Below are 22,694 nucleotides of genomic sequence, written 5' to 3'. Positions count from 1 at the left end.
GTCGTCGCAGGTCAGGACAGCTCCTCGTGGCGTTGCATGGTGGAGATCAGCGCGATGGTGGACTCGGCTCCCTGGTTGAGGTTGGGACCGTGCTCGGTCAGGCCGTCGTAGCCGCCGCCGGTCGACGGGTCCCACATCAGGGTGTCGGCGTCGTTGGCGCCCTGGAACCAGTCGGCCGCGCGCCTGATCCCGTCCTGCCACAGCAGGTCGCCCGTCGCCAGCGCGGCGGCGGCGCAGGCGTCGGCGAGCGCGGCCACCTCGATCGGCTGCTGGTCGAAGCGGGCACGGGGTTCGCCCCGCCGCCAGCCGGAGACGGCCACCACCGAAAAGCGGTCGTCGCGCGTCTGCACGTCGCACAGCCAGGCGAGCGACCGCAGGCCGCTGTCGAGCAGCTGTTTGTCGCCGCTCAGTTCCCCGGCCACGATGAGCACCTCGGCCAGCGCGGCGTTCGCGTAGGTGAGCCGCGGTTCGGGCCACGGCCAGTCGGGATCCTCCGTCGGCGTGCCGACGGCCTGCGCGGCGTCGGTCAGCAGGGCGGCGGCCACGGAGCTGTCCGGGTCGGCCCGCAGGACCTCCGCCGCGCCGAGCCCGGCGAACGCCATGGCGCGCGCATCGGAGGACCGTTGTTCCGCGCCGGCGACGAAGGCCACCAGCGCCTCTTCGCGCACCCACGGCGCGGCGCTGCGGGCCGCGGCGGTGCCCAGGCCCCACATCGCGCGGCCCCACCAGTCGCCGAGCCCCGGCTCGTCGATCCAGCGCCGGTCGAACCCGAGCCGGTTGCGGAACGCGCCGGACGAGCCCTGCGCGTGAGTGAGGAAGGACAGATACGTCTCGGCCAGCCGGATCAGCCGATACGACGGCCGCTCCTCCCGGCTGACGACGACCAGTCCCCTGGAGACGTCGTCGGTGCAGTATCCGTGTTCGCGCCGGACGACGGCATGGCGCGCGTGCTCGTACAGACCGGTGTCGTCGCTCAGCCGGACGAGATGCCGGAATCCGGGAGTCGGAGAGGTCATCGCATCGCCGGAGTCGGCCGTTCGGCGAGCAGCGACGCGACGAGACCGGCATACCGGTCGGCGACCGCGGGCCACAGGGGCGCGGAGGCCAGCGCGTGGGTCCGCCCGGTCAGTTCGTCGGCCAGCCCCGGCTCGGTGAGGACCCGGCGCACGGCGTCGGCGAGCGCGGCGTGGTCACGGTGCGGAACCAGCAGCCCCGGACCGTCGGTCAGCAGCTCGACGGCGTGCGGGAACGAGGTGGCGACCACGGGGACCCCGGCGGCCACGGCCTCGATCAGCACACCCGAGGTGACCTGCTCGGTCGAGTCGTAAGGCAGCACGACGACATCAGCGGACCGGACCAGCCTGCTCAGCGACTCCTGGTCGCGATAGACCGGGTCGTGCCGGACGGAGGAGGACACCCCGAGCCGGTCGGCGATCTCGTAGAGGCCGTCCCGATACGCCTCGCCCTGGTGCTCCAGCACCTTGGGGTGCGTCTTTCCCGCGATCGTGTACGTCGGCGCCAGGTCACCCAGGTGCGCCAGCGCCCGGACCGCCCACTCGATGCCCTTGCCGGGACCGATCAGCCCCCAGGTCAGCAGGTGCGGCCGGGCCCGTCGCTGGGCGGGCACGCGCATGTGGTCGGCGGTCCCGTGCGGGATGACGGAGATCTTGGCCGGGTCGACCCGATATCCCGCCAGCAGCCGGTCGCGGGCGGTGGCGGTCATGGTCACGACCGCGCCGGCGGCTTCGACGATCTCCTCCAGCAGGATCTTCTGCTGGTTGGTCGGCCGGACCAGCACGGTGTGCAGCACCACGACACTCGGCACGCCCAGACACCGCAGCAACGGCAGCAGGTCCTGGCCGTCCGGGCCCGGGTAGATGCCGTATTCGTGCTGGACGATCGCCACATCGAACCGTTCGAGCGCCTCGGCGGCGTTGCTCCAGCCGCCGAACTCGCGGGCGGCCCAGGTGTGCACGACGCCCGGCAGGGGCTGCTCGTCGTCGCCTTCCGCGGTGACGCGGACGATCCCGGTGCCCCCGTTGAGATGGGCGGCCAGCGCGGAGTTGAAGGTGGCCAGACCGCATCGGGTGGGCGGGTGCGTGCTGAGGAAGCCGTAAGTGACGGCCAAGGGTTTGCCTTCCGGTAGATGCCCGCACACGGTGATGCCATCGCGGGCTCGCTCGATGAAGTCGGCGTAGGTTTGCCTGAGCGGAGAGTTCCGACCGAATCACCGAGGGCCCGCCCTCGTGCGGGGGCCCGGCTGCCGCGTTCCTCGACCGATGGCGGGAAACCGCGACTGTGCCAGACTACCCGTCGCTACTGTGTCCTAACGTTTCGCGATATACACGCAGATAATTGGTGACCATCTGGTCGACGCCGAACCGGCCCTCCGCGTGCGCCCGGCAGCCTTCCCGATCGATCGTCTTCACCCGCCCGACCGCCTCGACGGCCTCGTCGGCCGAATCGACCAGGAACCCCGTCACCCCCGGGTCCACGACCTCGGCCATCGACCCCCGGCGGTAGGCGACGACGGGCGTGCCGCACGCCATCGCCTCGACCACCGACAGCCCGAACGGCTCGTCGAACGCGATGGGATGCAGGAGGGCGGCCCCGCCGCCGAGGACCTCCCCGCGCTTGTCCGGCCCGACCGACCCCAGGAACCTGACCTGATCGCCGTCGATCATCGGCGCGACCTGCTCCTCGAAATACCGTTCGTCCTGGACGATCCCGCAGATCGTCAGCGGCATCCCGGCCCGGCGGGCGATCTCGATGGCGGTATGGGTGCCCTTGTCGGGGTGGATGCGCCCGAAACTGATCAGTCCCGGGCCGCCCTCGGGCGAGAAGGGGAACGCGCCGAAGTCGATGCCGTGGTGAACGGTGGCGACGTAGTCGAGGTCGGGGGAGCGGTCGGAGTCCGAGATGGAGACGTAGGCCGACGCGGCCCGCGCGTAGGCGGGCAGGATGAGCGGCCCGGAGAAGCCGTGGATGGTGGTGAGCAGCGGCGCCCGGCAGTGATCGGCGAAGGCCAGCGGCAGCCAGTCGAGATGACTGTGGACGAGATCGAACTCGGCGGACCGGCTGAACACGTGCGCGACGTGCAGAGCCTCCCAGATGCGCCCGTCGACGGACGGATCGTCGGCGTAGCCGCGCGGGAGGACCCCGTCGAGCTTGGCCGAGGTGACCGAATCGAGGGTGGCGAACAGGGTCACGTCGACGCCCCGGGCGACGAGCCCTTCGGCGAGCAGGCTCGTGACCTGCTCCCACGGACCGTAGTGAAGCGGTGGTGTACGCCAGGCGACCGGGCCCAGCAGAGCGACCTTCACGAATCGCGGATCAGGGTCCGATGGCTCATCGCGCACCTCCCGGTGTGCCGGAGATCTCCGACGCTACACCTCGCCCCACGTGGAAAGCCCCGCCCCCCTGCGGAATGAGGGGCGGGGCCGTTTTGGGGGCCCGCCTCCCCCAGAGGGGTCCGTCTGGGGGAGGCGGGCGGCTTGGGGTCAGGCGGGGGTGCAGGTGAGCGTCGGGGTCCCGTTGGCGCCGGACCAGTTGCCGTTGAAGCCGAACGCGGTCGACGTGTTCGGGGTCAGGTTGCCGTTGTAGGAGAGGTTCCGGACCGCCACGGCCGAGCCGGTCTGGGTGTGCTGGCCGTTCCAGAGCTGCGAGATGGTCTGGCCGTTGGGCCAGGTCCAGTTCACGGTCCACCCGGTGATGTTGACCGCACCGGAGTTCCGCACCGACACCTCGGCCCCGAACCCGACGTTCCACTGGTCGGTGACCCGGTAGGTCGCCGCACAGGCCTTACCGCCGGGGGAGGGCGACGGACTCGGCGACGGGCTCGGTGAAGGCGAAGGTGAAGGTGAAGGTGAAGGGCTGGGGGAGGGGCTGGGCGACGGCGAAGGGCTGGGCGAGGGGGACGGGCTGGGGGAGGGCGAAGGTGACGGGCTGGGCGACGGTGAGGGGCCCGTGCCGGGCACGTTGCCCCAGATCTTGGTCGTCCCCGCGTACAGCGGGATGTTGTCGACCCGGACCGGGGTCGAGCCCGGCGTCGTGGAGACGCCCACGTACGACCAGTCGTTCGCCGCGCTCCACTGCTTCGAGCTCGCGATCCGGAACTGGACCTCGCGCCGGTGCTGCGACTGACCGGCCGGTGCGATGTTCTGCCCGGCGCAGTTGATCGTCACGTAGTAGATCGCGCCGGAGTGCTGGGTGGGACCGGTGGGCGCGCTGCACTGGTTGTAGTTCGCCGTCATCGTGATGTCGGCGGGCGTCGTGTCCCCGTCCAGGGTGAAGTAGTAGCGGAACGCGCCGTTGGTCAGGTTACGGGCCGGCCAGCCCGACTGGTTCCGGACCATCACCTTGACCTCGGTGAAGTTGGTCCCGGTGGCGTTCACGGAGGCCTCGGTGAAGATCTCGGCCTCGGGGGCCGGGACGGCCGTGGGGAAGTTGGACAGCGGCGTCCCGCCGTACTCGCCGTAGAGGCGGGCGAGGGCGCTGGTGAAGCCCGCGTTGTAGTCGGTCGCGACCTCGTTCATCACGTAGTCGTCGCGCTTGTCGGTGTAGGCGTCGTTCGGGTCCGGGGGGCCGCCGACCAGGGCGCCGTACAGGGTGTGGCGGGTTTCGACCGGGTTGGTCATCTGGTCGGTCCAGGAGCCGTGCGCGGTGCGGTGGTGCGGGTTCTTCGGCGGGTTGGCGCCGAACCCGATCACGTACGAGGAGTTGCGCGGGTTGTCGCCCAGCGCGTAGTCGATCTGGCGCTTCGCGAAGTCGTGGTAGCGCGCCTTACGCGTGGCGTCGGTGATCGAATCGCTGTGGACGAGAGCCGCGAAGGCGGTGTTGGCGGCGTACCGGAGAGAACCCCAGCGGTCCAGGACCGCCTGACCTCCCGGCGAGTAGGCCACCCGCTGACCGTTGACCCCGACGGTCCAGAAGTCGAGCCAGCGGTTCGCGTCGTCGAGGTACTGCTGCTTGCCGGTCAGCTTGGCCAGCAGCACATAGGCGCCGTAGGACTTGTCGTCCCACGCGATCGTCCACTTGTACGACTTGGTCGTCGACTGCGGCTCGGTGCCCAGGTTGGCGTAGCCGGCTTCGGCCTTGGCCAGGTAGGAGGCCTCCCCGGTCGCCCGGTAGAGCCAGAGCGCGCCCCACACGATCTCGTCGTTGAAGCCGCTCCACGAGCGGTAGTAGCCCGCCGCGTCGGTGATGCAGTCGCTGTAGGCGCGCCTGACGTTCTCGGCGAACGTGTAGAGCTGCCGCGCGTGGGTCACCAGCGTGTTGGCGTACGTCGCGTCGGTGGGCCGGAACACGATCGACGAGGCCGCCATCGCGGCCGCCGTCTCCCCGGCCAGGTCGGCGCCGCCGCAGCTCGCGTCGATCTTGTACGAAGGACGGTTCATCTGCATGGCCTCTGCGGGCCCCCACCAGGCGTGGTCGAGCCCACCGTTGCCGACCTGCCCGTAGAGCACGTTGGCCGAGGGGTGCGCCTTGATGAAGTAGTCGTTGACGAACCGCAGGTTGTTCGTCAGGTGCGTGAGCTGGCTGCCGTACGCGGCCCGGTTCTCGACCGCCCCCCACGCCAGCATCGTCGTGGCCGCCGCCATCGGGAGCCCGAACTTGACGTGGTCCCCGGCGTCGTACCAGCCACCGGTCAGGTCGAGCCCGACGTCGGCGCCGTCGGTCAGCCCGGAGGGCCCGCGCCACGAGACTCGGTTCCAGGAGGGCAGCGGCCCGGCCTGCTGGGCCTCGTAGAACAGGATCGACTTCTGCAGCGCCTCGCCGTAGTTGAACACGGCGGCCGAGGCCTGTTGCGGTTGAAGGGTGACCGCGGCGACCAGGGCCACGGCCGCGATGCGGAGCGTTCGGCGCATAGAAGCGTCCTTACGGGGCGGAGGGTGTCGGGGGTGCGACAGCGGGTCAGGCGCCGTCGCACCCCTGGCCTTCGGAGCGTGGGAGCGCTCCCAAATCGAATTTCCTGGACCGGGGGACGGATGTCAATCAAGCACCGTAAGGCTCACCCGGACCGCGCGCCGCGTTTGCGCTCCGGGCTGGGCTTATGCCGTTCAGGGCCTGTGACCAGTGCCTTTGCGCGCTGAAACTTTCACTTCCCGGGCGCGGGCGTACCGGAGAAAAGAAGGAGCCCCCTCGGGAGGGGGCTCCTGTCGTGCTGGTACAGGGGAGCGACGGCGGGTCCGGCGCCGTCACCCCCCAGCTCGCGGGATCAGCCGTTCGGGAAGAGGCGGCCGAATTCGCCCATGGCGACGGCTACGTCGACCTGGGCCCAGAAACGGTGGTAGGTGAAGGTCGGGGCCGGGCCGGTCCCGTCCAGGTAGGACTGGACCTTGGGCCAGTCGGGGTCGTCCTTGTAGAAGGAGCGGATCGACAGGAAGGTCGAGTTCTGGTTGATCGGGTCGCCGTTCGGCATCGTGCCGGTCCAGCCCGGGGGCACGTAGATCGGGTCGTCGATGCGGTTGTAGTCGGCCTTCGTCTCCGGGACCGACACGCCCTTGGCGTCCTGGACCAGCCACAGGCCGTCGAGGATCGCCTTGGCCATGTTCTTGGCGCCCGTGTGGTTGGCGCGGGCGGCGTAGTACATCAGGACCTTCGCGTACGAACCCGCGACGCCCACATCCGTCGTGTGGTCGGCCACGGTGACGTGCAGCCCCGGGTTGGCCGGGGGCATGCCGGTGGGCGAGTTCCAGTTGCCGACGGGGGCGCCGGACCAGCGCAGCGTCGACGGGATCTGGTAGGTCCCGTTGGCGTTGATGATGGTGTTCGACATCGCCCAGGAGACCCACTTGTCGAGGATCGTCTTGGCGTCGGCGTTGCCGCTGGCGTAGTAGAGCGACGCGACGCGCTCCATCGACCAGGCCTGGAAGCCGAACCACTGGTTCGACGGCGGGTCGTGGTAGACCGGCTGCCAGTCATAGGTCATGCCGTGGAACTTCGGCAGGTTCGACGGCGGGGTCGCGTAGTGACCCTGCCACGAGTTGGTCGCACCGCCGGCGATGGCGCCCTCGTCCGACTGCAGCCACTTGTAGAACTGCAGCTGACGGGTGAGCGAGGTCGCCCAGTCAGAGGCGCCGGTCGCCGAGCGGGGGCGCAGGTCGGTCTGGGTCGACAGGGCCCAGGCGGCCAGCGGGTTCTGGTAGCCGCCATGGTTGTGCGACGAACCGATCCGCCAGGCCCAGCCGGCCGACGCGTCGGTCGCGCCGCCCCACGCGTAGTACCAGCTCAGCAGGTAGTTGGAGGAGTTCTTGCCGGTGCCGGCCGGGCACGAGGTGCTGGTGCAGCCGGGCTGCTTGAAGTACTTGTCGTACATGCCGTAGCGCAGGTAGTCGCCCATCTTCGCGGCCTTGGCGACCGTGGCGGAGACCTGCGAGCCCTTGCCCTGGGCCTTGGCCCACTCGTTGGCGTAGTAGGCCACCTGCACGGCGCGGGCGTCGGCGTCGGGGGCGTTGGTGTACTTCCACTGCTTGGCGTAGCTGCTGTCCTTGATGAACAGGTCGAGGTAGCCGTTGGGGCCACCGTGCGCGAAGGTGTCGCACGACGGCTGCGGGATGGTCTCGAAGACCGACTCCTCGGGGCCGCGCTGGTAGGTGTTGATGTAGACCGGCTTGGTCGTCTCGTCGCCGCAGCGGCCGAAGCCGTAGGTGTTGTCGACGTCCAGCAGCCAGTGCATGCCGTAGATGTCGCTGGTGCCGTACGTCGACCGCAGCTCGGCCGCGATCGGGTCGACGCCGACCGAGACGCCCTGGGTGATCTGCGACGGGTAGGAGCTGATGGCGTCGAACTCGCCGGCGTAGGTCGCCGGGCTGCTCGCGTTGTAGAACGAGTTGGTCGGCTGGTCCTGCGTGGAGGGGATGATGTACCTCTCCATCGACGCCCACGCGGTGTTGAACTTGGACCAGTCGCCGGTGACCTGGCCGTACACGGCCTCCAGCCACAGGTAGTAGCTGTAGGCCTCCGACGTGGTCTCGTGCCCGTGGTCCGGGGCCTCGACCAGGAGCGTCTCGACCGAGTGGTAGGGCACGCCCTCCGGCGAGAAGTAGCCGTTCGCCGGGTCGTGGATCTTGTTGTAGAGCGAGGTGAACCGCTCGACGTACTGGTTGCCCGGCGTGCCGTCGTCGTCGGCCTCGGTGGCGTCCAGGAACGAGGAGAAGTACCAGACCCCGCCCCCGTTCGTCGACAGGGACCATCGGGCGGTGCCGCCGGTCGTGTCGGAGTCCTGCGCGGCGCTCACCGTGACGATCTGGGGGACGTTCCAGTTGCTCGGCGTGAAGGTCAGCGTCGTGGACGCCGTGGTCAGGTCGGCGTCACCGCCGGTCGCCTTCGACAGGGAGACCGTGACGTTCGAGTTCGGCTGCAGTGACAGCGACACCCCGGCCGTGGCGGACCCGCCCTCGGGGACCAGCACCGACGTCGGCGAGACTCGGACGAACCCATCGGGCTGCGGGCTCGGGCTCGGGCTCGGACTGGGGCTCGGGCTCGGGGAAGGGCTCGGGCTCGGCGAGGGGCTCGGCGACGGCGACGGCGACGGCGACGGCGACGGGCTCGGGGAAGGGACGCCGCCGCAGACCACGTTGTTCACGCGGAAGCTGGTGGGCTTGGGGTTGCTCCCGGACCAGGTCCCGTTGAAGCCCAGCGACAGGGTCGCGCCGCTCGGGAGGGAGTTGTTCCACGGCATGTTGGCCGCCGTGACGTTGGCGCCCGACTGGGTCCAGTTCGCCGACCAGCCCTGAGTGACGCGCTGGCCGGAGTTGGGGAAGGTGAAGCCCAGGTTCCAGCTGCTCAGAGCGTCGCCGGTGTTCCTGACCGTGACGTTGGCGGTGAATCCGCCTTGGCCGGGGCTGGTGGTCCAGTCATTGGTCACGTACGTCACGTCGCACGTCACGGCGGCGGACGCCGGTTGCGCGACCATGGTCACGGCACCCGTGCAGAGGGCCACCACGGCCGCCCACAGGGCACGTTTGCGATAGGCACGTATCGCCATTGTCGGAGGTACTCCAAGCTCTCAGGGGGCACAGGGGGATGGGAGCGCTCCCACCGCACAGCATGCCCGGATAGCCCGAATCCCTGTCAATCGACGTCCGCATTCGCCGCCCTTTGCCCTGCGTGAAGTTGAAACTTTCACCTCATCTGTCAAAGCGTGTGAGGGCGTCACCTGCGGGTAGTCGCGCGCGCATGGCCAACGAGAGACTGAACGATATGACCGACGCCGCCAAGGTGACCGCCGCCAAGATCGAGGGCGCTTTCCACGAGACCGCCGCCAAGGTCGCCGCGACCGTCGAGGACAAGATGCCCGAGGTGCGGGAAGCCGCCCAGAAGGCGGTCGCGAGCGTCGAGGAGCACATCCCCGACACCGTGAAGGAGAAGGTGCGCGGCGCCGGCGAGGTCGTGTCGGCCAAGGCCGCCGAAGTGACCCCCGACCAGTTCAAGGACGCCGCCGACCGCCTGACGGCCGAGGCGAAGAAGCGCCCCGGCGTGGCGATCGCGGTGGGCATCGCGGCGCTGTTCGTGCTGCGGAAGGTCATGCGCCGCAAGCGTTGATCAGGTGGTTCGCGGTTGGGGGCCGCCGGGCAGGCTTCCCGGCGGCCCGTTTCTCCGTGCCGGACATCGTGATCACGTGAACTCGATCCAGTTGATGCTCACGATGTCGCCGGGCCGGGCGGCCTTGCAGCGCAGCACCACCGTGTGCTTTCCGGTGAAGCGATTGATGGCCTCCACCTCCGTCTTCCAGTTCTGCCAGTCACCCGTGAGGGGGATGCCGAGCGTGCCGATGGGTGTGACGCCGTCGAGGAGAACCTCGATCTGCCCGCCGGCGCTCTCCGTCAGCCCGCTCGCCAGCCGGATCCGGATGCTGCTCGCCGTCTTGGGGCCGAGGTCGATGTCGTAGGAGAGCCGGTCGCCCCTGCTGATCCCGGTGACCGCGCTGAACCCGCCCGTGACGTCCCCGGTGGGTTCGCGACGCACGCCGGTGCCGGTGGCCGACTCGGCCTCGATCCGGCGGCCGAGGTCTCCTGCGGGGACCTCTGCCGGCGAACTCACCAACCTGTTGGCGAAGGGCGCGCCGACGGTGGTGACCACCGCGATCGTCAGAGCCGACAGCGGTGCGGCCAGCCCGCGCACGCTCAGCAGCCCACGGATCCGGTGCCACGGCTCCCGGGCGAGCCGCATCAGCCGTCCCTCCCAGAACAGCCCGAGGACGACCGCGAGGAGGGTCACCTCCCCCATGACGATCGCGAGCAGCCTGAGTCTGTCGCCGGGCGGCTCCGCGCCGAAGAGTTCGGGCAGGATGGCCGCCACTTCGACGAGCAGGACGGCGACCAGGAGATTCGCGGCCTTGGAGAGGGGATGGTCACCGCGGATCCGCGGATAGAAGTACCCGTAGATCAGCCCGAAGAGGGGCAGCCCGAGGAACATGCGCGTCCCCAGCAGATGGGTGACGGCGTCGGTCGGCTCGGCGAAGGGCCGCTTGTAGACCAGAGTGAACGGCACCGTCACCGCGAGGGCCACCAGTAGTCCGGCGACGCCGTTCTGCCAGGGCGTGCGCCCGCCCGAGGTGGCGAAGGCCAGGTCGGGGTCGACGGCGCCCGGATGGTCGGAGGCGATCGCCCCTTCGAGCGCGGTGCGCTGTTCCTCGAACGACGCGGCGGTCATCTCCCCGGTGCCGAGCCGCGTCCGCCCGGTGCGGTACAGGTGGCGCAGCGCCAGGCGCATGAACCGGCGATGGATCGCCGCGGCGACGACCGCGGCGTGCGCTTCGGTGGTGATCGCGGCGAATTCGGGCGGACGCTTGGCCGCCGCTCCTGACAACAACCACCAGACGGCCGCCAGCGCGACCAGAGACGCCAGTCCGATGCTGCCGATCCCCGCCGGATACAGATAGAACACCATCGCCAGGAACGCCACCGACGCACGGGTCTCGCCCAAGGCGACCGCCGCGGGCAGCCGCCCGAGCCGCCGGAGGCGGAGCATCAGCAGGATGACCAGGAGCAACGGCGCGGTGAAGGTTGCCAGACGTAGCCAGTCCAGGGAGCCTTGCACGCTCCACTGCGCGACGTGAACGGCGGCGGCGCCCATGACCAGCGCGAGCGCGTGCGTTCCCGTCCAGCCGCCCGCGCTCACCGCGATGGCCGCGGCCAGGACGACGAGCCAGATGAGCGTGCCGGCGATCGCCGCCAGTTCGAGCGGCAGGCTCGGCGCCCGCCCGCCCGCCGAGAGGATCAGGCCGAGAGTCGCGAACGTCACCCCGGCGACGGGCAACGCCATGCGGCGCCACGACCGGATCACGGTGAACAACACGGGCAGCGCGACGACCGGCAGGACCGCGATCCATTCCACGGACTCCAGACTCCACGACAATGCCGTCACCATCAGTGCCACCCCGGCGGCCAGTAGGACCGCCGAGCCGATGAGCACATCGCGACGAGCCCAACGTGGCGGCCCGACCCTGCGCACCGCGTGGTTGACCGCGAGCGCGCACACCAGCGCCACCCAGATCAGCGCCCCCGCGTAACCTGCCCAGTCCGAGTTGAGGAGAAAGGCGGACGCGAAGTACAGCGTGACGGTCCCGGCCACCAGGAACCGGTTGAGGCGCCGCCGCCACCAGGCTCGCCCCAGCCACTGCACGACCAGCACAAGTAGTGCGAGAACGGTCGCCGCCATCGGTAACCCCTCCCGCACGATGGACAGATCGGGAGCGGCGGCCTCGGGGGGCTCAGCCGCCCTGTCGGTCAGTGTGCCGCCTTGGGTCAGATATGCGGTGAAGTCCGGTATGTCCGCGCCAGGCTGGGCCAGCGCGATGCTGGTCGCCACACCGCCGACGAGGTCCAGAGCTCCTGTGCTCAGCCTGGCGGGAACCTGTCCGACCACGCCGATCACATCCCAGCCCTCGAAGCGGATCTGGACGATGTGCGACCCGACCACCGCTTCCGTGTACGAGTCCGAGCCGCTCCACGCGGCCAGCTCCAGCCCCAACAGCGGTTCCTTCTCCGGGAAACTGCTGTATCCCAGGCCGCGGACGGTGACGACGGCACCTCCTCCGGTGTCCGGTGTCACTTGCGGCGGATAAAAAAAGGTCTGCAGGTATTTGGTGGTGGCATCCGTGTCTATGGACCCGAGTCCCGACTGGATGAACGCCGTGCTGAATTCCACTGCGTCCGGCGATCTGGCATCCGCGAGAAGCGGGTCGCCCTCCTTCAGGCGGAGGGTGTGCACGATCGAGACCTTGACGAATTCAGACCCGGCGGGTGGAGGGTCCGGTACCACCATGTATCTCTTGAGCTCGTCCATGAGGGGAAAATCATCGGCTTGCGCCCGCGTCGCCGGTTCCACCGTCACCCTGGTCCTGGCACTGCGGGCCGGGTGCCCGGCTTCGCCCCATCCGTCGAAGCTCGCATAGGCGAATTCCGTGGGGTCGCCGCCGAGTTCGAGCATGACACAGGGGTCCGTGTCGGGTACGGCCTCGGGGGTCTCCGCCACCGGGACGGGGTCGCCGGTGGAGGTGACGGTCACGGTCGGACAGGGGGCGGACGCGACCGGGTCGTGCGATGACGTCGCCTCAGGGAATCCCCCGGCCGCCCAGAAAGAACCGCCGACAATGACCAAAAACATCAAGGCGCCGAAAAGCGCACGCCGCGAGGTCGGTGAGAAAAAAGAATTTATCGCTGGATTCGGCTCATCGGCCATACCGCCAATTGCTACCAAACAAAGCGGGCGATATCCAGGCTGGTTCGCCGGCGAGGACTTTCCGGAATTAAGGGAACGGCCCAGCCCGGACGATCAGCTGCCTGGGCCGGGCCGCAGGACCCGGGTGCCGCCCGCGATGAGCGCCGTGGCCAGGATCCAGCCCGCCGCGATGAGGGCGTTGGCCACCCAGATCGTCCAGCCGGTGGGCTCCCAGGCGGCCCGTTGCTCGAACAGGCTCACCGGCACCAGGTGGTCGAGGGTGTAGACGAAGGCGTTGAAGTGGCGGGGGCGCTCGTCCAGGCTGATCTGGACGGGGTTGACCAGGGAGAAGACGACCGTCCCCGCCGTGAGCAGCGCGCCCAGCCACGCCCCGGCCAGCCAGGGGCGGAAGCCGTAACCGACGACGGCGTCGAGCACGAAGCCCCAGGCCCGCCCCGTCACGCGTAACGTGCGCCGGCGGGCGCGCTGTTTGGCCAGCAGGACCCGGCGGGAGTCGGGCTCGTGGCCGATCCGGCGGTAGTAGGCGGCCAGTTGCTCGTAGGGCTGCGGGCGGTAGCCGACGGGGTGTCGGGTCAGCCACGCCAGGCGGTCGCGGAGCGTCGCGGGGCTGCGGAGAGATTCGTACACGAGCCCGTCGAGACGGACCGAGCCCGGATAGCTCTCCGGACGGTCGGCGAGCAGCCCGACCCGCGTGTATCCGAGGTCGACCCCGCCCTCGATCGACTCTGGCGTGAGCAGGAGTTCGCCGACCTCGAGATGCCGGGTCTGCACGACCAGGCCCTCCTTGGCTTTGAGCCGAGCCCCGTTGAACGACAGGGTGCCGCTGATCCGGGCGACGCGCAGGCTGATCTCGCCTTCGGCGGAGAATCCCTCGGCCATGTTCATGACCGTGGCGTGCAGGTAGTCGGCGTGGACGGCGTAGCGACCGGTGGCGGTGATCGTGGTGTCCTGGAGCCACAGGCCGCCGTTGAAGCGGGCGCCTGTCAGCCGCAGCCCACCAGTGACCGTCATGCCGCGCAGGAACGCGCCGCCCTCCACCACCAGCCCGCCGGCCCAGAGCGCGGTGTGCTTCTGGTCCTGTTCGCGCGGGTCGCCGGGGTAGCGGGCGCTCGACCATCCCGCGTTCTCGGGGGTCCAGCCGCCGGGGCAGCCGAGCCGGCATCCCGACATCCGTAACTGCCCGCTGACGTGGGCGTTGTCGAGCCGGATGCCCTCCTTCAGCGTGCTGCCGCCGACGTCGAGAACACCGTCGATCCGGGCCCGCCCAGCCCTGAGCCGCAGGATCTCGCAGTCGCGGAAGCGCAGGGCCCGCGTCTGCGCCTCGACCAGGTCGATCACCCCGGCGACCCGACAGTTGATCAGATGCAGGGTCGAGGTCACCTCGGCCCCGGAAAGGTCGAGATCCCCGACGATCCTGGCACCGATCAACCGGATCGCGGCCACCTGCCCCGGCGCGGCGGGCCGCACTCCGAGCAGCAGGGCCCGGATCACCTCGGCCCGCACGACGCGGTCGCGACCTGCCCGGAGGGTGGTCAGACCTCCGTAGGCCGATGAGAGCCGATCGGCCCAGGTGGCCTGCCCCTGTTCTTCGTGGACGTCGACCCATTCTCCCGTCGGGTAAGCCGCTACCAACCTCTTCTCCGCCGAGGTGAGCCGCCGGAAGGGGAGTGATCTTCGCATGCCCCGACTGTATTCACCGTTTCATCGCGCCGTCGGCGATGGCGTCGGCCGCCTCGCGGATCGCGGTGCCCACGATCTCCAGGCGGCGCACCAGCTCGCGTTCCCGCAGCGCCTCGGGGGTGACCTCCGCCGACAGGATGCGCGCGATCTCGTACTGATACATCCGCTTGATCGTGCCGCCGGCCTTCTTGGCCTCCAGCGCGTCGTGGCCGACCGCCGACGAGCGGGTGGCCAGGTCACGCACCGACTTCTCCAGCGCGTCGACGCCGACGATGACCTGGTCGAGCATGGGCGCGAACCGCTGGCGGCCGCGCACCCGGTAAAGATGCGATTCCCGGACGAAGTCGCGCAGCGAGTCGAGGATGTCGTCGATCGACCGGGACAGCCGGAACAGGTCCTCCCGGTCGATCGGGGTGATCAGGGCCCCGGACAGTTCGGCGACCAGGCGGGCCCGGCAGGTGTCGCCCCGGTGCTCGATCTCCCGCATCGCCTGGTGGGCCTTGGTGCGGCCGATCTCGCCGCCGCTCATGGCGATGGCCAGCCACGCGCCCTCCCTGGTCGCCTCCAACTGGCCGATGAGTGCCTCCGACAGGGTGCTGTCCATGCGCCCCCGCATCATGCCGACCACCCGCCGGAACCGCCTCAAGCGGCCACCCCCCTGATCATCAGTCCGGCCGCCAGCCCCAGGAGGCCGCTGACCGGCAGCGTCAACGTCCAGGCGAGCACGATCTTCATCGTCGCCGCCCACCGCACCCGGCGGACGCTGTCGGCGACCCCCGCGCCGACGAAGCCGCCCGCGATGGCCTGCGTCATGCTCACCGGCGCTCCCGCCGCCGCGCAGCCGATCACCGACAGCCCGCTGCCCAGCCCGGCGGCCACCGCGTGCAGCTGACGGGCGGGCAGCAGTTGCCGGCTGAGGGTCCGCGCCGCACGCGGCAGCCCGTAGACGGCGCCGACCGCGAAGAGCGCCGCGACCAGCAGACAGACCAGGGGAGGAGCTCCGCCCACCCCGAGCCCGACGAGGAAGACGGCCAGCATCTTCTGCCCGTCGTTGGCGGCATAGGCGAGACACTGCATCGCGAACCCGCCCCAGTGCAGCCGCGGCAGCGACTGCGCCCGCCCCAGCGACACCACCCGGCTGGCGAGCACCGCCACCGTGGCCCCGACGAAGGGCGCGGCGATCCCCGCTCCCAGCACGAGCCCCACCGCACCCGCCGACACGGGCAGCCCGAGGCCGACGGCCGCCCCCGTCAGCCCGCCGACGATGGCCAGCGTCAGACTGGTCGGCCACCCCCGGCTGCTCAGGACCAGGACCACCACCAGCGCGCAGACGACCGCGACGGTCATCGCGACCTGCCCGGCCGCCCCGGGCAGTGAGGCGAGCCGAGTGGTGAAGGTGGCGGCCACCCGTGAAGTGAGCATCGGCACCGCGGCCACTGCGGCGACCAGGACGAAGAGCGCCACCAGCGGGCGCACACCGGGGACCCGGAGACCGGCGCCGAGCAGGGCGCCGCCGTCGTTGACCCCTGAAACGATTGCGAAAACTCCGGCGAGAACAGCCAATGAGGCAGACAAATATCTCCTCGTTTGCCTTTTGTTCACCATTTGTTTACCTAGTGATTCCCGGCCGAGGGGGTGATCACTCCGGGGAAGATCTGGGGACGATAGGGAAGTGACCGTGTATCCAGCCCAACTCGGGCGTTACTACGAGGATTTCGTCGTCGGCGACGTCTACCAGCACCCCTTGGGCCGCACGATCTCCGAGGCCGACAACACCTGGTTCACCCTGCTGACGATGAACACCAACCAGAACCACTTCAACGCCCACTTCGCCGCGAAGGCTCCCGTCGGCAAGATCATCGTGAACTCGGGCCTGTCGGTCGCGATCGTGCTGGGCCTGTCGGTCATCGACGTCAGCCAGAACGCCTCGATGAACCTGGGATGGGACGAGATCCGGCTGACGCATCCCGTCTTCATCGGGGACACGTTGTATGCGGAGTCGCTGGTCGAGGCCGTGAGGGAATCCGCGTCGCGGCCCTACGCGGGCATCGTGACCTGCCGGACCCGCGGCCTGAACCAGGACGGCGACGAGGTCATGTCGTGGCGTCGGTCGGTCATGGTCTACAAGCGGGACGCGCCCCACGACAAGGGCTTCTTCCCGGTCGCGAAGAACGGGCCGCTGGCATGAACTTCGACCTGACCGAGGAACAGCGCCTCTTCCAGCAGACGCTGCGTGAGTTCGTCGACGACGAGATCGTGCCGGTCGCGGTCGAATGGGAACGGTCGGGGCGGTATCCGGCGGAGATCGTGTCATCGTTCAAGGCGCTTGGCCTTTTCGGGATGACGGTTCCCGAGGAGTACGGAGGGCTCTCACTTGATCGGGTTTCCTTCGCCCTCGTGTTCGAGGAGATCGCACGCGGGTGGATGGGAGTGGCGGGGATTCTCGGGTCGCATTCCCTGGCTACGTGGATGGTGGCCCAATACGGGACCGCTTCTCAGAAAGAGGAATTCCTGCCGGGGTGGGCGTCGGGCGAACGGCGTACCGGAATCGCTCTGACCGAACCTGGGGCCGGCACCGACCTGCAGGGAATCACCACCCGCGCGGTCCGCGACGGTGACCACTATGTGGTGACCGGCACCAAGACGTGGATCACGAACGCCCGCCACGCCGACCCGCTGCCCGTGCTGGTGAAGACCTCGGCGGAGACGCCGGCGCACAAGGGCATGTCGGTGCTCCTGATCGACCAGAGCGACCTTCAGGTCAGCCGTGACCTGCCGAAACTCGGCTATAAGGGGACGGAGACGTGCGAGGTCGTCATCGACGGGGCGCTTGTCCCTGTCGAGCGACTGCTGGGCGGGGTCGAGGGCCGGGGGCTGCAGCAGGTGCTGGCGGCGCTCGAACTCGGGCGCATCAACATCGCGGCCCGCGCGGTGGGGGTGGCGCAGTGCGCTTACGACGCCGCATTGACGTATTCGAAGGAACGAACCGCGTTCGGCCAGCCGATCTCCGAATTCCAGGCCGTTCAGTTGAAGCTGGCCGACATGGCGACCGAGATCCAGGCCGCGCGGTTGATGACCTATTGGGCGGCGACCCGGTCGGAGCAGGGCGCGGTGACGGGTGAGGCGGCCATGGCGAAGTATTTCGCCTCGGAAATGGCGCTGACCACGACGATGGAGGCCATGCGCATCCATGGTGGCTATGGATATTCGCAGGAGTTCGTGCTCGAACGCCTCTACCGCGACGCACCGCTGATGGCCATCGGCGAGGGCACGAACGACATCCAGCGGATGGTCATCGCCCGCGCTCTGCTGAAGGGCACGCTCAAGGTCGGCTGGTGAGTCGGTTGGGAGCTCGACGGCTCGGATCTCCCTGCGGGTGTGTTCAGCGTTCGATGCGCGTCATGTGAAGTGGGTGGTGGGTGCGTTTCAGACACCGGGATCCCGGCGCGGAGCTGGTCACACTTTGAAGTACTGGTTGAAGCCCTCGTCGTCCAGCCCCCCGAAGACGGAGGGAATCACGAGAAAGAGCAACGCGAACAGCGGTACGACAGCGAGGACGTTCTGCCGAACTACATGCCGTTCCAGCCCGGCGAGCGCCCGGTCCTCGTCCGGGGTCACGCCCCGGCCGGCGGTGGCCGCCTGCGCGTGGATCCGCTCGCGCTGCTGGCGGACATGGGCCAGATTGTTCTTCATCACGTACTTATACGCGTCCCCCATCAGCGCGAGGTAAAAAAGTACGAGCCCCCACCAGTTGGCCAGCCCCTGCACGTGCGCGAAGAAGAACGTCGGCACCCACGCCGCGCTGACAGCGAGCACCAGCACGACGAAACTGTCCTGCAGGATGCCGTGGAGCGGCCGGTTCGGAGTGAACTGCCGCGGCGGGCGCACGCCGGGCAACGTAAGCGCGGCAAGGGCAGGGATCAGCAGGCAGGCGGCGGCGCCGACGAGTAAGCCGACCAAGCCGGGCACGACACCGCGGCTGGTGTCAGCGGCGGACGACTGCAGCGCCGGGCCGGTCATCCACACAGTCGTCGCCGCGCCGGCGATGCCGCACGCCACGGCGACCAAACGTTCCCCCCACCCGATGGCCACGTTCTGCAGGTATCCGGCGTTGCTGATGATCCCTTCGGTGACGAAGCAGAACGTCACGAAGCCCGCCAGGGCGGACAGCGTCAGCGGCAGCCAGCCCGCGAATCCCTGCTCGCCGATCGACGCCGCCAGGGCGGCGGCGAAGCCGAGGCACAGCGCTATGACCAGGGCGTGTCGGGTGCCGCGGCCGATCGGCAACGCGGCGGTGAGGGCGAGTCCGGCACACGTCACGGCGATGATCGCGACCACGCCACCGAGGCGGAGCGCGTCCGCCCAGGAGACCGACCCCGCAATCCAGTCGGCGGCCGGGGTCGTGCTCCCGGCGAAGACGATACTGGCCAGAACAGCGCCAACGTAGGCGACCGCGATCCCGGCGTACGCCCGCATCTTGAACTGGCCGAGGCGCGGCGCTACCGGGCCGTCCTGCTCGGCCTCGATGACCGGCTTGAACTGGGCCCGAATGGACCGGCCGGTAACTGTCACGAAGAGGGCGGCGGCCATTACCCCGGTCAAGTTGACGGCCAGGGGGTTCGCCGGCTGGTGGGCGGCGAAGTACTGGCCCGTCAGCGCGTATCCGACCACTGGCACCATGCCGAGGGGAATCACCCAGGTCCACAGCGGATCCGCCCGGTCATCGCGAAGTAGCCGGAGCGCGAGGGTCGCTGTCAGGACGAGCACGACGCCGACGACGGCGACCGTGATGAGCCGAGGTGGCTCCGCCGCGGCCATCACAGCCTGATGGATCGGTCCGACGGCGCATACGAGCAGGATCGCGGAAAGGACGCACCGCTGAGCCACGGTGGCCGCAGCGAGTGCGCCGGCGGCGAAGACGCCTGTCAGCCCGGCGATAACCACGACCAGCGCGATCCACAGGTCGTACCGCGGGTCGCGCGGGAACGCATAGGCGAGCGCGCCCGCCGGCAGCAGCGCCGTGATCACCAGCTGGGCGGCCCGGCCGAGCAACCGGCCCCGTGTGGCGAGCCCGAGCAGCACGAGGGCCAGCACCGCACTTGTGCCGAGGTGCAGTGCCAGCAGTTGCGGCACGTCACGAGGGGTCGCGGCGTTGTCCACGGCGAGGAGCGCCATGAAGCCGAATGCCGTGGCCAAAGTGCCGACCGCACCCAGAGACCGGATCCGTGACTCGACCACCGCGATCCCCTCGTCGCGCAGCCGCGCAACAACGGCGATCGCGGCGCCCCCCAGAAACGCCATGACCAGTGCGAAGAAGGCAGCATGCCACCAGCCGGGCATAGTGAAGTAGTGCGCCTGCGGCAGCGTCCAGTTGACCCGTGGCTGTGGGTTCAGCAGCCACTGCGCCTGAACTGCGGCGCCAGCTAGGAAAAAGACCACTGAGGTGAACGCGACGACCCGGCGGCGGAACGCGGCGACGCCGCCCGACGCACGCACGAACGCGTAGCTCAGCAGAGGCAACAGCAGGCCATCCCCGATGGTGGCGGCCCGGAACGTGAACAGCCCCGGCAGGCCGTCGGTACCCAGGCCGAACCCCGAGAACACGGTGAGCGCGCCGAAGCCCAGGACGGCGACTCCGACGGCGACCGGGAGTGCGGCGGAACGCGGCGCGAGAAGGCTTTGGTCGACAGGCGCAACAGCCATGCGGGCGACTCCCGGAAGCGTATTCAGGCGAGTAGGAACAAGCGGGTTCTTCCTGGACGGTTGGTGACCCGTCGCGGATGACGCGCACACCCAGCTATGGCTGTCGGTCAAATGACCGACACACGCTCCTGCCGCAGCTTGCCATGGACTCTGCTGCCAGCTTTCAGTATGGCTGAAGTAGCACGGTCCGATTCGCGAGGGGGCTCGTCATACCCTGGTGCGGAGCCGGCACTGTCTATCTTTGTGTAATACGGTGATCCTCTTCCGAGGAGACATGGTGAGTGCAGCGAAAGTCATCGTGGTGGCTCCACCGGCGGTCGCATGCGAAAATCCTGCCGAAATGCGATACGGAGGCGTCGAAAGGGTCGCCTGGCGGCTGGTGCGGATGTTGACAGCGCTCGGCTGTGATGTGGTGCCCGTTGCCTCCGCCGACAGTGACTTCAGTTCCTCTGTCACGACGCGCGGATTGTCACCGGTCCCATCCTGGTGTCGGCCGGATCGGACGCCCCAGGTATACGCCGAGGACACTACGGCGCTGCTCGACCGCTTCGGTGATCATGTGCGACGGGTTGTCGAGGCGGAACGGGCTGACGCGGTCCTGATGCTGGGCCCCAGTCTTCCGGTCCTGCGGGAGACATTGACCGCCGCCCGAGCGGCTGATTCCCGTGCGGCCGTAGTCCTGCACAATGGTCCGGTTGACAACGTCGACACGATGCCATTGCTCGCCGCCGCCGACGTCACGATCTTCTGCCTCTGTGAGGCTCAGCGCTCTTCTTTCGGCGCGTTGGCGCAGCGGATGGAAGTCGTGACGGACGGCATTCCGGTTGATACGGTGCCCTTCTCTGGCGACCCCGCGCTGACACGGAATCGACTTTCCCGTGACCCCGCATATGCTGGCTTGCAGCTTCGCGCCGAGCGTCCACTGGTTGGTCAAATCGACTATTTCCATGTGAACAAGGCCATGCTGACCACACTCCAGATCTTTCTCGACTCGGGGCTGTGGCGCACTCACGATCTGCTGCTCGCCGGCGGGCCCGGGTGGCAGTTGCCGAGCCGGTCGAACTCCGCCGAGGAGCCTTACCTGAATCAGATGCGCGCCTTCGTGACACGAAATGATCTTGATGGTTGCGTGCGCGTCCATGGCGAGCTGACCGGCGTCCAGGCTGCCGAGCTGTACGGTGCGATGGATGTCTGCGTCAGTCCAGTACGACTTGAGAGCCGGTCGGAATCCCGGGACGCCGAGTCATACGGTCAAGGACGTGCGATCGCCAACAGCGCCGGCACGCCGGTGCTCATGTCCACTGCCTACGACCGCTCTTTCAGCGCCCGGCCGGAGTTCCGGTTCGATAGCGCCGAGCAGGGTGCCCAGTTGCTCGGTGACCTTACCGTCTCCGCCGAGACGCGCCACGAGATGAGGGCCTTCGCCGAGCGTCGTGATTCGATGGCTCCGGCCCTGGCTCGCTATGCCCAGTTCGTCGGGCTTCATCGGACCCAGGACGACGTGGCGCAGGCGGTGGCACAGGTAGTAGACAGCGAGGTCAACCGAGGTCGGCACTGAGTCATCGGTCGCGTGCCTGCCATGTGGTGCCGCTTCCCGGCATCGCGGCCTGCTCGTGAGTTCGGACGCCGACTGGGGGCCTCGGGAGGTGCCATCGTCTCGGCTGAGAGGCCGCGTAGAGCAGTTCGCCCGCAGCTGGAGTGCTCGCTGCCGATTTCGGTCAACATTTCCAGGGTTTCCTGTATTCGCAATGCTTGTCCACGCTGGCGCCGCAATGCGTAAAAGTAGGCATACAAATCTGGAAAATCTTGTTTGATCATGAAATTGTCACGTTTTGGGTGGTGATGGCGTCTGGTCCCGGGACTACGGGCACTGTCGATATCGCCTTGCGGGCGACGAAACGGGAATAAAGGACGCATATTAGGATAAAGTCGCTTGCCTTGCTGGCCTGAGGGGATGAGCCCACACTGTCGTCATTCCATCATTAAGGGGGCCGGCGCGTGTGGGCTCAGATATTGACTCTCGCAGGAGTCGTGATCGGCGCAAGCGTTTCCTTTGTCTTCACGTCACGTGCTGAGAAGGCGCGCAACCAAAGAGAGATGCTCATCCGCTGGGATGTTCGCAGATATGAGGCGTTTGCGGACTATATCGGTGCGGTCACTCAGATGGCCCGGGTGGCTGGCCAGCTCACTCAGGGGCGCGGTTGGGATGAGATCGCCTGCCCGATCGACCAGGAAGTCGGAATCGCCGCGATGGATCGGTTTGAGAACACTCGCACAGCTGCCTATGAACGTCTGGTCATGCTCGCCAGCCAGGATTGCATAGATGCCGCCGACATTCTCAACAAGGCTGTTTGGCGGCTGGAGTGGATAGCGCGAGAGGCCGTTAACGGCTCGATAGAGGAATGGCAGCTGAGCCTGGATGCCTACACCTCGGCGTTGGACTCTTTCCAGCAGTCTGCCCGGACCTGCCTGGTACTGCCCCTGGCGTCGTTCGCACGGCAGATCCACCGTCCCGCAATCGAGCCCCCTCAGGTTGCCGGAGCAGAATAGAGCGATGCAGCAGCACCCGGCCGGCCGGGCCGGGACCCGACATCGACGCCCGTTGGAGATCTGGACGTGACCCC

15 protein-coding genes are annotated in these 22,694 nt (G+C 68.6%); 5 read left to right on the top strand and 10 right to left on the bottom strand.

Annotated features, from left to right (window positions below; genetic code table 11):
- Positions 1–11: 11 nt before the first annotated feature.
- From AW272_RS12595 to AW272_RS12575, 5 genes are all read right to left on the bottom strand, one after another.
- Entirely contained in the window at positions 12–1,016 is a 1,005-nt protein-coding gene (locus AW272_RS12595; RefSeq protein ID WP_066363984.1) for a glycosyltransferase, read from the bottom strand.
- Complete coding sequence (locus tag AW272_RS12590; RefSeq protein WP_066363982.1) at positions 1,013–2,128, bottom strand: glycosyltransferase; 1,116 nt, start codon at positions 2,126–2,128, stop codon at positions 1,013–1,015. Before AW272_RS12590 ends, AW272_RS12595 begins: the two co-directional genes overlap by 4 nt.
- Before the next feature lie 178 nt (positions 2,129–2,306).
- On the bottom strand, positions 2,307–3,323 hold the full coding sequence (locus AW272_RS12585; protein ID WP_066363981.1) for a glycosyltransferase family 4 protein: 1,017 nt from the start codon (positions 3,321–3,323) through the stop codon (positions 2,307–2,309).
- Positions 3,324–3,500: 177 nt separating this feature from the next.
- Entirely contained in the window at positions 3,501–5,867 is a 2,367-nt protein-coding gene (locus AW272_RS12580) for a glycoside hydrolase family 9 protein (RefSeq protein WP_066363980.1), read from the bottom strand.
- A gap of 350 nt (positions 5,868–6,217) precedes the next feature.
- Positions 6,218–8,989, bottom strand: a complete 2,772-nt coding sequence (locus AW272_RS12575; RefSeq protein ID WP_083958249.1) for a glycoside hydrolase family 48 protein — start codon at positions 8,987–8,989, stop codon at positions 6,218–6,220.
- A gap of 215 nt (positions 8,990–9,204) precedes the next feature.
- Between AW272_RS12575 and AW272_RS12570 the strand changes: the two genes are divergently transcribed.
- Positions 9,205–9,546 (top strand): hypothetical protein, encoded by a 342-nt coding sequence (locus tag AW272_RS12570; RefSeq protein ID WP_157518510.1) that lies wholly within the window; start codon positions 9,205–9,207, stop codon positions 9,544–9,546.
- A 72-nt stretch (positions 9,547–9,618) separates the two neighbouring features.
- Here AW272_RS12570 and AW272_RS12565 read toward each other — a convergent pair whose 3' ends face one another.
- From AW272_RS12565 to AW272_RS12550, 4 genes are all read right to left on the bottom strand, one after another.
- On the bottom strand, positions 9,619–12,513 hold the full coding sequence (locus tag AW272_RS12565) for a carbohydrate-binding protein (protein ID WP_066363977.1): 2,895 nt from the start codon (positions 12,511–12,513) through the stop codon (positions 9,619–9,621).
- 267 nt (positions 12,514–12,780) lie between these two features.
- Positions 12,781–14,367 carry a hypothetical protein gene (locus tag AW272_RS12560; RefSeq protein ID WP_066363976.1) on the bottom strand — a complete coding sequence of 529 codons (1,587 nt, stop codon included), beginning with the start codon at positions 14,365–14,367 and terminating at the stop codon, positions 12,781–12,783.
- A 13-nt stretch (positions 14,368–14,380) separates the two neighbouring features.
- The gene (locus AW272_RS12555; RefSeq protein ID WP_066363975.1) at positions 14,381–15,013 is read right to left on the bottom strand and encodes a DUF47 domain-containing protein; all 633 of its coding nucleotides are present in this window, start codon (positions 15,011–15,013) and stop codon (positions 14,381–14,383) included.
- Positions 15,010–15,930, bottom strand: coding sequence for an inorganic phosphate transporter (locus tag AW272_RS12550; protein ID WP_245657472.1), 921 nt, complete (start codon positions 15,928–15,930; stop codon positions 15,010–15,012). The genes AW272_RS12555 and AW272_RS12550 overlap by 4 nt, the downstream gene beginning before the upstream one ends.
- Before the next feature lie 109 nt (positions 15,931–16,039).
- On the opposite strand from AW272_RS12550, the gene AW272_RS12545 reads away from it, so the two are divergent.
- Complete coding sequence (locus AW272_RS12545) at positions 16,040–16,555, top strand: MaoC family dehydratase (protein ID WP_066363973.1); 516 nt, start codon at positions 16,040–16,042, stop codon at positions 16,553–16,555.
- Complete coding sequence (locus AW272_RS12540; RefSeq protein ID WP_066363972.1) at positions 16,552–17,706, top strand: acyl-CoA dehydrogenase family protein; 1,155 nt, start codon at positions 16,552–16,554, stop codon at positions 17,704–17,706. Before AW272_RS12545 ends, AW272_RS12540 begins: the two co-directional genes overlap by 4 nt.
- A 117-nt stretch (positions 17,707–17,823) precedes the next feature.
- On the opposite strand, the gene AW272_RS12535 is transcribed toward AW272_RS12540, so the two are convergent.
- Entirely contained in the window at positions 17,824–20,070 is a 2,247-nt protein-coding gene (locus tag AW272_RS12535; protein ID WP_066363970.1) for a hypothetical protein, read from the bottom strand.
- 274 nt (positions 20,071–20,344) lie between these two features.
- On the opposite strand from AW272_RS12535, the gene AW272_RS12530 reads away from it, so the two are divergent.
- Together AW272_RS12530 and AW272_RS12525 are read left to right on the top strand one after the other, a co-directional pair.
- Positions 20,345–21,628 carry a glycosyltransferase family protein gene (locus AW272_RS12530; protein WP_157518509.1) on the top strand — a complete coding sequence of 428 codons (1,284 nt, stop codon included), beginning with the start codon at positions 20,345–20,347 and terminating at the stop codon, positions 21,626–21,628.
- A 473-nt stretch (positions 21,629–22,101) separates the two neighbouring features.
- Positions 22,102–22,620 carry a hypothetical protein gene (locus AW272_RS12525; protein WP_157518508.1) on the top strand — a complete coding sequence of 173 codons (519 nt, stop codon included), beginning with the start codon at positions 22,102–22,104 and terminating at the stop codon, positions 22,618–22,620.
- Positions 22,621–22,694: the final 74 nt, after the last annotated feature.

The sequence above is a fragment of the Herbidospora mongoliensis genome (assembly GCF_001570545.1).
Taxonomy (GTDB): Bacteria; Actinomycetota; Actinomycetes; order Streptosporangiales; family Streptosporangiaceae; genus Herbidospora; species Herbidospora mongoliensis.
The sequence above is the reverse complement of the archived record's forward strand: the minus strand, read 5'-3'. Positions and strand labels throughout refer to the sequence as shown.